We start from the raw sequence: 14,628 nt of genomic DNA on the forward strand, positions 1-14,628 counted from the left end.
TATACTACTTATCGATTAGTAGAATATTTGTACAGCCATTTATTAGCGTGGAGTCAGGTAAATTCTAACTCTTTTACAGCTAATAAACAGCCTTTTCGATGAAATCATTTTAAGCTTTTCAGCTATTTGGTCATCTATTCACAAAATATAGATATAAATGGCCATTACTAGCCATATTGGAGCACAATTATTCACATTATTTTTTCTGGTCAGTCCAGAGGAAGCTACCAATTGCAGGTAAAAGTAGTACTGCACCCAACATGTTAACCAAAAACATGAAGGTCAGAAGAATACCCATATCCACTTGGAACTTCAGATCAGAGAAAATCCATGTGCTAACACCAATGGCTAAGGTAATACCTGTGAACAGCACTGCACTACCACGCTCTGCTAACGCATTACGATAAGCCACTTCGAGTGCCACACCTTGTTTTAGCTGCCCCATCATTGATGAAAGTATGTAAATCCCGTAATCGACACCAATACCAACACCTAAAGCAATAACTGGTAATGTCGACACTGTTAAACCTATTTCAAGTTGTACCATCAACGCTTGCGCTAAGGTTGATACGATGTACAGAGGTAATACAACCGCGACCGTTGCCTTAACACTTCTAAAGCTAATTAAGCATAGCAGGATTACGGCGCCGTAAACGTAAAGCATCATAGGTAGCTGTGCAGCCGATACCGACTCGTTCGTTGCAGCCATCACACCGACAGGGCCTGACGCTAGCTTAAACTTTAATTCATCGGTTTCTTCAGCCTTAGCAAACTCTTTAACTTTAGCTACCACATGGTCAATTGTTTCTGCTTTGTGGTCATTTAAGAAAATAATCACAGGCATTACAGAGCAGTTACCATCAAGTAAACCTGAGCTTGTTTCAACGCGTGAAGTAGCTTGCACTAAACTTGCCGTATTGCGCGGCAGGCTTTGCCATTTTAAGTTACCTTCGTTGAAGCCGGCATTCACAGATTGCGCAACTGAGCTTAAGCTCACAGCCGATTGTACCCCTGCAACGTTTTCCATCTGCCATTGGAAACGACTAATACGCTCCATAACATCATGCTCAGTACACGCAGCAGGATACGCTTCTACAATCACTTTTAGGATATCTGATGAAATGGTGTATTTATCAGAAATCAAAAAGGTGTCTTGGTTATAGCGGGCATCTTGGTGCAAAGATGGCGCACCAGCATGCAAGTCACCAATACGCATTTTGTCAGCTTGCCAGTAACCCACTGCAAATAACAAAGCCGTAAAGACGATAATAAAACCCGCTGTTTTACGATCAGTCGCTTTTACTAATAGCTCGCGTAACTTGTCTAGTAGATTTGGTTTGTCTGTGTGGGTCCCTGCTTGAATATGCACAGAGCCTTCAAAGCGCATGTACGATGCCCATACAGGTAATAAAATTAAGTTAGTAAAAATAATTACCGCCACACCTAAACTTGCTGTGATAGCAAGTTCACGAATAATACCAATATCAATGGTGAGTAAAGTTAAGAAACCAATTGTGTCTGATAGCAGTGCAATACCACCTGGGATCAGAAGTGCTCTAAAGCTTGCCTGACAACAAACCCGAGTTGAACTACCCGTAGACACTTTTTTACCGATGTCATTAATCATTTGCACGCCATGGCTTACACCAATCGCAAACACTAAAAACGGCACTAAAATTGACATAGGGTCTAAACCAAAGCCTAAGCTTGAAAGCAAGCCTAACTGCCAAACAACAGCAATGATTGAACAGGCAATTGGTAAAATAGTCAGTTTTAATGAATGGCAGAACAGCCAAACCATTACGAATGTGAAAGCAATGGCAATAGCAAAAAATAACAGTACGCCTTTAGCACCCTCTGCTACATCCCCTGCCATTTTCGCAAAACCAATAATATGAATACTGACCTTGTCAGTACTTAGCGGTTCACGAACTTGTGTTTCTAGCTTTTCTGCAAACGCTAAAGTATCTAGTTTTTCTTGCGTTTGTGGATCAGTTTCGAGTAGCTGGGCTGTCACCATCGCACATGAGTAGTCACTGGCAATCATACGGCCAACGACTTTTGCTTTTTCGATGTTTTCTTTTACAACCGCAAGACCACGTTTATCAGCGGTAAAGTTTGCTGGAATAATTGGACCGCCAGCAAAACCATCTTCAACCACTTCAACAAAACGCGCACTCGGTGCGAAGATTGAATTTACCAATGGGCGATTTACACCCGGAATAAAGTAAAGCTGATCATGAACTGCTTTAAGTTGGGTGAAAAATTCCTCATTAAAAATATCACCATCTGCATCACAGACAGAAATCAAAATGCTGTTTGCTCCACCAAACTGTTTTTCATGTTTGGTGTAAACTTTCATGTAGTCATGATTAAGCGGAATATTTTTATTAAACGACGCGTCTAATTGAATTTGTGTTGCTTTGAATAATAAGAAACAACTGATCAAAGCAAAGGAAATAATTGCGAATAAGCGATGACGAAACACCGCTCTTTCTAAAATATCTAAAAAACCACGCATTACGGATTCAACTCCTTCACTTTAATGCCATTTTCTGAAGCCATAACTAGTTTGTCTTGAAACACAACACCATCAAGTAACGATTTACCATCGGCCATTTGTTGTTCTGATAATTGGCCATCCTCAATTTGGAAAATCACCCCGCTGTTGGCAAATAATAACCACTGGTTGTTGTATTTAATCGCGCTATTCACGGTTGCATAATTGTCGTGTGGTAGTTGTTGCCATTGATCACTGCCAGCTTGGCGAGTGAAAATATTGCCTCGAAGGCCTGCAACTAGATCTTCACCACCTTGATCTGCAGTTGACGCAAACGTAAAGAAAGAGCCCATATAGATCTCTTCAAGACGCTGCCATGTTTGACCATTGTCGAAACTTTGTGCCATTAAACCCATTTCACCGGCTAGAAATAGACTCTTCTCGGTTTTAACGATGCGATTAAAATGCGGCAGTATTGAAGCAGTTTCAATTTCATAGCCTTCTGGGTCACTGTCTTTTAAATCATTGAGGTATTCACGGTCTTCTTCAAATAACAGACTATCTAAAAAACGCTTCTGCCAAGTTTGGCCACCATCGTTAGTTTCAAAAAACATTCCATATGCACCAACTGCATAGCCATGTTTTTCAGTAGTAAATAAAATGTCTAAACATGGCTTATCCATGTTTGGTAAAGATTGCTGTAACTGCCAGGTTTTTCCTGCATCTACAGTATTAATGATGGTTGCATCATGACCACATGCCCAGCCTAAATCGTTATTATAAAAATCAACGGCTGTTAGCAGCACTTGAGTAGGCACACTGGCTTGTTGCCAGGTTTGAGCGTCTGTACTTGTGATAACCACACCGTGTTTGCCAACTGCAATGAGATTTGGGCCAGCTAGTTCAATGTCGGTGAGAAGAGTTTTGTTTGCGTTAACAGCGCTAATCGCTTGTTGCGGCATAGGCATGTCTTGAGCAAAACATGAAGCACTATAAGCAAGACAGGCATAAAGCAAATACTTCATAAAGATAAATCGCCTTCGAAAAAATAAAAAGAGAAGTCAAAAAAGCCACTGAGAAATCTATTGCGTGTACTGATGACTTACGCGAATTGCAAAAGGCACCTGGGGTCAGGTGCCTTAATTTGATTAACGACCTTCGCGGCGTAATGCGCTTGAAGTAAACTCGTTATCGTTGAATGATTGTGAGAAATCATACATTTTTTCTTGGTTGTCTAAACCAATTGCTAAATAACGACGAGAGTTAAGGTCATGGTAAACTTCTAATGTACTCCAATGAGTTGGTACTTCATAGTAGTTAAGACCATGCGCCATCGCTACACGATACATTTGATCACGGTTATCATAGATATCCGTTACATGTACTTGCCAGCTATCTTCATCAATATAGAAAACACGTTTTTTATAGATATGACGCGTGCCCTCTTTCAGGTTCGCTTCAACTACCCAAACACGGTGTTTTTCATAACGAACATGTTCAGGATTGATATGACCTGCTTGCAGAATATCATCGTAGCTAAGTTTGTCACTGTGAAGCTTATAACTGTTATAAGGAATATAAAGCTCTTGCTTACCTTTTAATGTCCAGTTGTAACGATTTGGAGAACCGTTGAACATATCAAAGTCATCAGTTGTACGTAAGCTATCTGCAGCTGTTCCCGGTGCATCATAGGCAACATTAGGTGCACGACGAACACGACGCTGACCTGAGTTGTATGTCCATGCTTGGCGTGGCGTTAAGATTTGGTCCATTGTTTCATGAACTAATAACGCAGTGCCGGCAAGACGCGCTGGCTCAGTTACTTTTTGCTTAAACTTAAACAAGATATTAGATTCTTGTAGCTTTTCAGGCGTTGCTTCAGGTGATGAATACTCAACTAACAGTTGCTCATCAAAACCTACATAGTTATATGAACCAGATGCTGTTGGTGCTGCTTGACCACCAGAACGCTCAATTGATAAACCACGGAAACGTAATAAGTGGTTCCAAATAGCTTCTAAGCCATCTTTAGGGATTGGGAACGGAACACCCACAGCAGTGTTTTTAATACCGTTACCGCCTTCTACTAACTCAGCTGTCGTTGCATACTTTTTAGTTGCATCATATACAAACTGAGGATAAGACGCGCTACGACGTGTTGGATAGATGTTCATCTTAAACGTATCAGGATAAGTATTGAATAATTCAATTTGACCTGGGCTTAAGAAATCTTTGTACTCAGCTACATTCGATTTATCAATCGTGAATAAGATTTTATCATCAGCATACGGATCAGGATGATGCATTCCCGGTTTATAACCAGCAGGTGGTGTTGTGATACCACCATCCCAAGCTGGGATAGAACCGTCTTTATTCGCAGCTTTTTCTGCGCCAATAGGTGTTAAATCTTTACCTAAACGTGCCGCTTCATCAGCGGTAATTTTTGCAAGTACGCTTGAGCTTGCGAAAACGCCACAAAATGCTGCAGCAATGAGGGTAGGTTTTCTAATAATCATAATTTACCCTTAGATTGAATATTTAATATTGAAAGATACATAATCGCGGTCAGAGAAAGTATTCGTTGCGCCACCACCCCAGAATGAGTTGTAGCTAAAGTCGAACGACCACGCATTTTGATAGTTGAAGTTCATGGTAACACCGAGCGATTTACGGTCTTCAACAAATAAGAACATTGGGTCAGGTGTAATACCATTCACATCGTGCGAGAACACAAAACGTGGTGAGAAGTTAACACCACTGAAGAAGTTATAATAATCACCTTTCGCAATTAAACGATAACCCCACGCAGAAGCCGTTGGGAACGGATTCGTTTCAGGACCATTAGAAAGACCTAAGTGTAGTGTTGAATAATCATCACTTAATGGGCCTTGCATAATACCGCTTCGACCAGTACCAGCAACATTTAAACGAAGCTCATCGTAATCTGGCATATCGTTAATGCGTACACCACCAATTTCACCAACTACCGCCCAGCTATCAGCTCCAAGTGAAGGGCCAAATAGGTGTGTAGCTGTAAATTGTAATTGTGCAGTGTTACGTAGGATAAACCCTTGTGCTACTTCACCAGGGCCTACAACGCTTGTAGCATCGCCTGGGCTCATTTGTGAAATACCAGCAAAGTCAGGACGAATACCTGCAACTGCTAATTGCTCTGGCATACCCGCATATAAAAGCTCTACGTCATCAATTTGCAGAGGCTCATCTTGGCGAAATGCAAATTCACCAGCAAGTGCGGTTTCGCCTACTGATGTATTGAAGCTAAGACCGTACAGTTTAATATCTTCTGGGTATTGTAACTGGCCTTTAGTGAATGCTTGAAGATTAGTTACATTATCTTCTGTGATATCTGTTGTTAATAACATACCGATATCAGCAGCGATTGCCGCATCAGTGAAGTTTGATACCTGACCAGAAATTACCGGACGACGGCTATGATAGTTAATGTGGTATAACGCCACTTCAGTGTCGTTTAATTCAGGTAAGTACATACCTAAACGTAAACCATACTGGCCACCATCGTCTGGCTCGTTTTTACCTGCACCACCTTTGCCTTTTAACGCCACTTTGGTTGGGTAAGCTAAGTACATTTGCGCCATCATTGCTTGGCCTTGTGCTGATGTAGGATCAACACCTTGCGAGCGAACAATGTCATCTAAATTATTTAAGCTTTCAGTTAAGAATGCTAAATCGATATCCGGGTTAGACGTGAAGCCCAATTGGATATTTTGCTGATAACCATTTTCTGACGCGAAATCGTTCGTCGAGAAGTATGTACCAGCCGCTGGAAGACGTGTTTCATGCCATTCATATTGGTAGAAACCTTCTAGCGTTAAATTATCTGTGATGCCTAATGATGCCCAAAGCATACCAACAGGTATGAAAGCTTCTTTTAACTCTGCACCTGGCGCTTTTAAACGATCGATATCAACTGGGTTAACGTTAATACCATGAGAAATCAAGGTACTCTCACCCCAGTTCACAACTTGTTGGCCTAAACGAATAGACAGCGGGTTACGGCCTTCATTTAAATCAAAGTTTGCCCATACATAAGCGTCTAGTAAACGTAAATCAGCACACACTTGTTCTTTTGTGTCGTCATCGTCACATGGGTCTACTTTGTTACCTGATGTTGGGTTGCTATAAGCGTAATCACCATCCATCAAGGCAAAGTCGTAAAAGTACATAAAGCGAGTGAAGAAACCAAAATTATCTTTGCTGATTGATAACTCATGGTTACCTTTTAATAATTTTGAGAATGAATCACCACTATCAAAATTGAGGTTACCTGCATCACCATTATTTGAGTATGCACCTGGTTGGTTCCATACATCAGCAGAAGAATAAATTGGATTTAAAGCAGAATGATAACCCGTCCAGTCAAATGAAGGATTATTACTCTTACCTATATGTTGAAAATCTCGGTCTTCAACACGAATGCTTTGGCCATAAGAGAAGTTAGAGTCAAAACGTATATCGAAGTCACCTAACTCAAAGTTTGCCGCATGCAAAGATGTGCTTGAGAGTCCGAGTGTAGCCGCCGCGAGTCCCAAAGCTATTTTGTTTTTAACAAAAAGCGATCGTTTTATCATTGTGTTCATCCCCCTGTAACGGGTTGTTTTGTGATCAAATTGTTGTTTTTAGTATCTTTCTAACGATAGAAGCGAAACAGTAAAATTACAATATAGAACGCGTTCAATCGGTTAATATTTATTTAAAAATGTGACGTTTACGTATTGGTAAGACGTCATACCAGATATTTTATACACGTAAATTAACAATAGAACAAATCGAATTAACAAAAATATAATAAATTTAGCGAATTGGGGACAGTGAAATTTAGCATTTTGGACGACAAATATTACAAAAAAAGCAGCTAATGCTGCTTTTTTAACTAATTTTCTCGAGTTTTAAAAACTGATTTTCAGCCGTTAATGTCAACCTAAAGCGCCCTCTTATTCCTAGTGAAGAAATAAAAGGACGCAAATGGTGAGCGTCAAAGCGAACTGTCTTGCCACCATCCTCTGTAACTTGCACAGATTTATATTTACCATGATAGTAATCAAGACACTCTGAGTAACTCAGATACAAGGCAAAATAGTACTCTGTCATTAACTTTCGAGTGCTTTCTCTACTTTTTCAAACAGATCATCACTAAGACCGTCTAAATCAGCTAAACGTTGAAGTTGTGCTTTCATTGCCGCAGAACGATTTTCATCATAGCGTTTCCATGACATAAATGGCGTTAGCATGCGTGATGCATTTTGCGGATTAATATCGTTAAGCTTCACTAATAAGTCACCTAATAGCTGATACCCTTTACCATCAGCACGGTGGAACTGAGTGATATTAAAGTGACTAAAGCTACCAACCAAAGCACGCACACGGTTAGGGTTACCAAAGTCAAAACTGGGGTGATCATAAAGCGCTTTAATATCGCTGATACTCGTTGCTGAATCTTTCATCGCTTGCAGTGCAAACCATTTATCCATAACGAGCACATCATGACGCCATTTAGCATCAAACTCTGTTAAAAGCGTATCACATAGTGAGTGATTTGCTTTTACAACAGCACTTAATGCAGCAAGTGCATTGGTCATATTATTACTGTGGGCAGACTCTTCGATAAGGCTATTAACGTCGCTGTGATTTGTTTTCGCTAAATAGTGTAAACAAAGTTGCTTAAGAGCACGCACTGCAACGGCTGTAGCAGATGTTGAACCATCATCTTCAAGCGCGTTATAACAATTAACCAATGATTCTGTTAGGAAGTTGGCAATTTGCGATTCAAATGCATTTTGAACAGCAATAATGTCGTCAACAGGGATGACGGCATATTCTGCTGCAAGAGTATCGTAGCTAGGTAGTTTTAACAGCTCAGCAATCAGTGCGAGGTCACCTTCACGATTATCAACTAGTAGCTTTAATGCCGACAAGATATCATCCGATAAGCAAGCTTCACCACTGGCAATCGCCGCTTTCATTTCATTAGTAAATAAGCGCTGTTGAGCATCCCAACGTGAAAAGTCACTGCGAGCAAAACGCATAATATGTAACAGCTCAGCGGCAGATGTATTTTGATTAACGATGCATGGCGCAGAGAAATCTTCTAGTAGCACTGCGACTGGGCGCTGTTTAATGCCCTCGAAAACAAACTGCTGTGTTTTTTCTGTGACATTCAATACCGAATCTTGTGGCTGATTATCAATCACAAGTGGTAGCGACTGCCCTTCACTATCTAAAAGTTCAATAGCAAAAGGAATATGCAGTAAGGCATTGTTAGGCTGATTATCTGGCGCAAACTGCTCAATATTTAATGTGAAAGTCTGGTTTTGTTCATCATACGCTTGTTCTACATTGAGCTTAGGTGTACCCGCTTGACTATACCAGCGCTTAAATTGCGTTAAATCAATGCCAGACGCATCACTCATGGCAGCGACAAAATCATCACAAGTAACTGCTTGTCCGTCATGGCGCTCGAAATACAATGCCATACCTTGTTGGAACTTCTCTTCTCCCAGTAAGGTGTGCATCATACGAATAACTTCAGCCCCTTTGTCATACACAGTCACTGTATAAAAGTTATTCATTTCAATAACTTTTTCCGGGCGAATTGGGTGAGCCATCGGCCCTGCATCTTCACTAAATTGGTGAGTACGCATGACTTTAACCGCATCAATTCGATTAAGTGCACGTGAGCCTAAATCACTACTAAACTCTTGGTCACGGAAAACTGTTAAGCCTTCTTTTAACGACAGTTGGAACCAGTCACGGCAAGTCACACGGTTACCGGTCCAGTTATGGAAGTACTCGTGCCCTACAATAGATTCAATCGTATGGTAATCTTTGTCTGTGGCTGTTTCTTGATTCGCCAGAACACATTTAGAGTTAAAGATATTCAGGCCTTTATTTTCCATTGCGCCCATGTTGAAGAAATCAACGGCAACAATCATGTAAATATCTAAATCGTATTCAAGGTTAAAGCGCTCTTCATCCCATTGCATTGATTTCTTTAAAGAAGTCATGGCATGAGGCGTTTTTGATAAATTACCTTTATCAACAAACAAAGCTAATTCAACTTTTCGTCCAGACTGCGTCGTGTAATGGTCACGTAATACGTCAAAATCACCGGCGACTAATGCAAATAAGTAGCTAGGCTTTTTAAATGGGTCTTGCCATTTTACAAAATGACGACCGTCATCTAAGTTACCTGATTCAATTTGGTTACCATTAGACAGCAAGTGAGTGTACTTTTTGTCGGCAATAATTGTGACATAAAAGCTGGCAAGTACGTCTGGGCGGTCAAGGTAATAGGTAATCTTTCTAAAACCTTCAGCTTCACATTGCGTACAGTAAGCACCACCCGACAAGTATAAACCTTCTAACGAGGTATTCGTTTGCGGATCAATATGGTTTTCAATTTTCAGAATAAAGCTTTCAGGTAAGTTATGAATGATCAGCTTTTCATCTTCAAGCGTGTAATCATCATACGCTTTGTCATCAACCTTTACTGAGATAAGAGTTAAATCAACACCATCTAGCGCAAGATCAGCATTGCTTTCATCGGTACGATTGATTGTCATTGTTGACTGCACTGATGTTTTTAAAGGGGCTAATTCGAAGCGTAAATCGATGTGTTGGATTGAGAATTGTGGGGCTTGGTAATCTTTTAAATATTGAGCTTGAGGTTTACTCGTAGCAGACATTACTGACTCCAAATGGCCCTGCTTAGCAGGGCCTAAATAGTTTATTCGGCGTTAGCTTCTTGTTTAAGATGTTTTGGGGTAATACGTAAAATTTTAATACCCAAATAGGCATAAACAACCGCTAAGAATGGATTAATTAAATTAAAGAACGCGTACATTGCATAGTCAAATGGATTGATTAGTAAAACACTTTGCATATAGGCACCACAGGTATTCCAAGGAATAAGTGGGCTAGTAATTGTGCCACCATCTTCTAATGTGCGAGATAAATTTACAGGCTTTAAACCGCGTTTTTCATATTCGTCTTTAAACATACGACCAGGAACAACAATCGCGATATATTGGTCAGCTGCAACCGCATTGGTACCAATACACGTTGCAATCGTTGCAGTGATAAGAGAACCCGTGCTTTTAGCAATCTTTAAGATGCTCTTAACGAACATATCAAGTAAGCCAGTTTTTTCCATGATAGCGCCAAACATCAAGGCCGTCATAATCAGCCAAGTGGTTGTTAGCATGCCAGCCATGCCACCACCGCTCAATAATGAATCCATTTTTTCATCACCAGTGTCAATGCTGAAACCATCAAAGAACGTTGTCCAAACTAATTTAAAGTAACCAATTGCATGGCCTTGTGATGCATCAATTTGGGTATTTATTAAATCTGATTGAAATAACATAGCCCAAATCGCACCTAGCACCGCACCAATCGAAATAGCAGGGAAAGCTGGCATTTTACGAATTGCTAAAAACAATAACACCACCAGTGGTACTAGCATTTCAAAACCAATATTAAAGTTTTGCTCTAATAAATTAACGATTTCATCAATACGGCCAGCTTCAGCAGAACCACCGGCATTAAAACCCATAAAGATAAAAATAATTAACGCAATAATGAAGCTTGGTACCGTTGTCCAAAGCATGTGATGAATATGGTCAAATAAATCAGCCCCTGCCACTGCCGGCGCTAAATTCGTTGTTTCAGAAAGCGGGCTTAATTTATCACCAAAGTAGGCACCTGAGATAACCGCACCCGCCGTGACAACTTGTTCAAGACCAAGACCAGTTGCAACACCTAATAGCGCCACACCAATAGTCGCAGCCGTTGTCCAAGAGCTACCGATACTCATCGCGACAATGCCACAAATCAAGCAGCTAGCGGCATAGAACCAGCTAGGATTGATAATTTGTAAGCCATAGTAAATTAGAGTGGGTACAGTTCCTGATAACAGCCAAGTACCGATTAAGGCACCCACCATTAACAGTATAATGATTGCTCCAAGGGATAAGGTGATCCCCTCAATCATGGCTTGTTCTAGTTTCTTCCAGGTGTAACCATTTTTTAAGCCAATTAATGCCGCGGTAAATGTAGCGAATAATAAAGCGATTTGGTTAGGACCCGATGATGAGTTATCACCGAATAAATAAACAGCAGCGCCTAGTAGGCACACGAGCACAGTAATTGGGATTAAGGCATCTAAAAAACTGGCCTGTTTAATTGGCTTCTCTTCAATTGAATTCAAAAGATAGTCTCCTACACGTCTTATGTGGCGTGTTTAATTATTATTGTAAGCTTTGACGCAAAACTTCAGTGGCCTTATGCAGGCAGATTTTGTGATTATACCAATCTAACCTGTTTTAGGTAGCAAAAAAGGCGCTTAAGCGCCTTTTTATTAATCGATATTGCTATTTAATTGCTAATTATTTCTTAGCGATACGACCATATTTTATATAATCTTGGGTGATTAATGCCGCTTCTTCTAAGAAAGGGTCTAGCTCGTCAAGGCTATCAGGTAAATCGTCAAGCTTCTCTACTGGCTTTTCACCAAGGCGAACAAGTCGTTCATTAGCACGTTCTAACGCACGTTCTTCACCTTCGTCTTTCTCTTTTAGACGGGTCGCTTCAACCAATGAGATAGTCTTACGGTCTTTCTCTTCTTGATAGCGCTCAATGTCAGCAAACACATAACCAAATTCAGGCTCATCTGCAATACGCGCATCATGAAGCTTATTAACGTAAGCAATCGCTGGTTTTAGGTTATCAACAGAGTTGTACTTAGCACGTATGATGCTATCCCAAGGTAGCGCGTTGTCTTGTTGACTCTCGCCCCACTCTGATGGCTCAATTGCCGATGGGAACGATACATCTGGGATCACGCCTTTGTGTTGTGTGCTTCCGCCATTAATTCGGTAGAATTTTGCAATGGTGTACTGCACGCTACCTAATGGATGGTCATATAAGTCATAAGCACGGCCAAGTGGTTTGTGCTGCTGTACAGTACCCTTGCCAAAGGTTTGCTCACCAATCACAATAGCACGGCCGTAATCTTGCATCGCTGCTGCAAAAATCTCTGAGGCAGATGCACTGTAGCGATCAACCAACACAGTAAGTGGGCCATCATAAAAAGTGACGCCGTCACGGTCTTTTTGCTCTTCAATACGATTATTTAGCGTATGAATTTGTACTACAGGACCTTGATCGATAAATAAGCCAGAAAGCTGCGTCGCTTCGTAAAGTGAACCGCCGCCGTTTTGACGTAAGTCGATGATTATACCGTCTACTTTGGCTTCTTTTAATTTTGCAATTTCAACTTTAACGTCTTGTGATAGGTTGTTATAGAACCCTGGGATTTCAATCACACCAATTTTGCTGGTTAAGTCTGAATATTTTGCTTCAAATACTTCAGATTTTGCAGCGCGGTCTTCTAAGCGAATTTTATCACGCGTAATTTCAACCACTTTTGGTGTGCCGTGAGCATCTGCCCCTTTTAGATATTGCAGGCGAACTTTTGTCCCTTTCGGGCCTTTAATCAAATCAACGACGTCATCTAAACGCCAGCCAATCACATCAACAAATTCTTCACCTTCTTGGGCAACACCAATAATGCGGTCATCTGCTTTAATTTGTTCAGACTTATCAGCCGGGCCGCCAGGTACTAAGCTACGGATTACCGTGTAATCTTCATCATAGCTAAGTACCGCACCAATACCTTCTAATTCAAGATCCATGTCCATCTTGAATTGCTCAGCGCGACGAGGTGATAAATAAGAGGTATGCGCTTCAATGCTTCGTGCAAATGAGTTCATCACGATTTGGAAAGCATCTTCACTGTTGGTTTGTACTAAACGCTTTTGCGCATTGTGGTAACGTTTGGTCAAGACTTCTTTAATGCCTTGCCAATCTTTACCAGTCATTTTTAATCGTAAAGCATCGTATTTAACGCGCTGACGCCAAAGTTCATCAAGCTCAGCTTGGCTTGTTGCCCAATTAGCGTCTTCGCGGTCAAACAGATACTCATCTTCTTTATCGAACTTCATTTCGTTTTCAAGTAACGATAAAGAATAGTCATAGCGTTCAAAACGACGTTTTAAACTTAAGTTAAAAATATCAAAGGCAAATCCCAATTTACCTGTCGACAATGCATTATCAAATTGGTCTTTATATTGCTCAAACGAGGCAATGTCAGAGGCTAAAAACACATTTTTATTGTAGTCGAGAGATTCAATGTAACGATCAAAAACCTTCTCAGATAATTCATCGTTAAATTTAATTGGTTTGTAGTGTGCACGAGTAAATAAGTTTGTCACCCGTTTGCTTGCCGTACTATGTTGGCTTTCTTGCTTGAGTACTGGCAGGTCTTTTTCAGTCAGATTGTCTGAAGATGCCAATAATGAACCTGAAAACAGGGCAGCGACTAACGGAATGAGCGTAAACTTTTTACTCATACACAACTCCTTTATTTTTTACAGCTATTAAATGATATACAGGCTGTCTGCTTTGGTCTTAACTTGCATCCCTGTTACTAACTCAACGTGAACTTCATCTTTATTCACTTCAGTAATAACCGCGTTTACAAGTGCTTGACCAAGTTTAACTTTAACTTTGCTATTAACCTTGACCTCTGAGGCAGGTAAAGGTTCAACTTTTCCTGAACGTTTTGCAGGAGCAGCTTTAGCAGGCTTATTATTTACTTTAGCGCCTTTTTCGCCAGATTTAGCGTGGTGGCCACTATTCTTTTTGTAAGATTTTGTGTCACCGTCTTTACGTGGACGTTGTGGCTTCTTACGCTTCGCCATTTTTGCGCGGCTTTCTTCTAACGCTTTTTGTGCGTGCTCAATGTGCTCTTGTTCTACTTTTTCGTCTTGATTACCATCAAGATCGATACGGAACTCAGACTTAGTCACAGCTTCTAAATAGCGCCAGTTTGAGGTGTACTTTCTTAGTGCTTGACGAACCTGAGTCTTACTTACTTTCTCAGAACCTTCAATACGCTCAGCGATATCTTTAAAAATACCTACTTTAAGCGGCTGAATACCGTCTTTTTGTTTAAAACATTGTGGAAATTCTTGGTATAAGAAATCCAGTACTTCATTAATATCTTTTAGCTTGTTTGTGGTTTCCAT

9 protein-coding genes are annotated in these 14,628 nt (G+C 40.6%); all 9 read right to left on the bottom strand.

What is annotated here, in order from left to right:
* Positions 1-196 precede the first annotated feature (196 nt).
* Positions 197-2,521 carry an RND family transporter gene (locus HUS61_RS02455; protein WP_175082021.1) on the bottom strand — a complete coding sequence of 775 codons (2,325 nt, stop codon included), beginning with the start codon at positions 2,519-2,521 and terminating at the stop codon, positions 197-199.
* Positions 2,521-3,525 carry a YCF48-related protein gene (locus tag HUS61_RS02460; protein ID WP_175082022.1) on the bottom strand — a complete coding sequence of 335 codons (1,005 nt, stop codon included), beginning with the start codon at positions 3,523-3,525 and terminating at the stop codon, positions 2,521-2,523. The genes HUS61_RS02455 and HUS61_RS02460 overlap by 1 nt, the downstream gene beginning before the upstream one ends.
* A gap of 123 nt (positions 3,526-3,648) precedes the next feature.
* Positions 3,649-5,013, bottom strand: a complete 1,365-nt coding sequence (locus HUS61_RS02465; RefSeq protein ID WP_175078403.1) for a DUF1329 domain-containing protein — start codon at positions 5,011-5,013, stop codon at positions 3,649-3,651.
* Between the two features lie 12 nt (positions 5,014-5,025).
* A complete protein-coding gene (locus HUS61_RS02470) occupies positions 5,026-7,110 on the bottom strand; it encodes a DUF1302 domain-containing protein (protein WP_175082023.1) in 2,085 nt (694 codons plus the stop codon).
* A gap of 298 nt (positions 7,111-7,408) precedes the next feature.
* Entirely contained in the window at positions 7,409-7,630 is a 222-nt protein-coding gene (locus HUS61_RS02475) for a DUF2835 domain-containing protein (RefSeq protein ID WP_082401568.1), read from the bottom strand.
* Entirely contained in the window at positions 7,630-10,224 is a 2,595-nt protein-coding gene (gene pepN / locus HUS61_RS02480; RefSeq protein WP_175082024.1) for an aminopeptidase N, read from the bottom strand. Before pepN ends, HUS61_RS02475 begins: the two co-directional genes overlap by 1 nt.
* Before the next feature lie 41 nt (positions 10,225-10,265).
* Complete coding sequence (nhaC, locus tag HUS61_RS02485) at positions 10,266-11,747, bottom strand: Na+/H+ antiporter NhaC (protein WP_175082025.1); 1,482 nt, start codon at positions 11,745-11,747, stop codon at positions 10,266-10,268.
* Between the two features lie 178 nt (positions 11,748-11,925).
* Positions 11,926-13,950, bottom strand: a complete 2,025-nt coding sequence (prc, locus tag HUS61_RS02490; protein WP_058585112.1) for a carboxy terminal-processing peptidase — start codon at positions 13,948-13,950, stop codon at positions 11,926-11,928.
* 27 nt (positions 13,951-13,977) lie between these two features.
* Positions 13,978-14,628, bottom strand: a complete 651-nt coding sequence (gene proQ / locus HUS61_RS02495) for an RNA chaperone ProQ (RefSeq protein WP_054551396.1) — start codon at positions 14,626-14,628, stop codon at positions 13,978-13,980.

The organism is Pseudoalteromonas sp. 0802 (genome assembly GCF_013350085.1).
Taxonomy (GTDB): Bacteria; Pseudomonadota; Gammaproteobacteria; order Enterobacterales; family Alteromonadaceae; genus Pseudoalteromonas.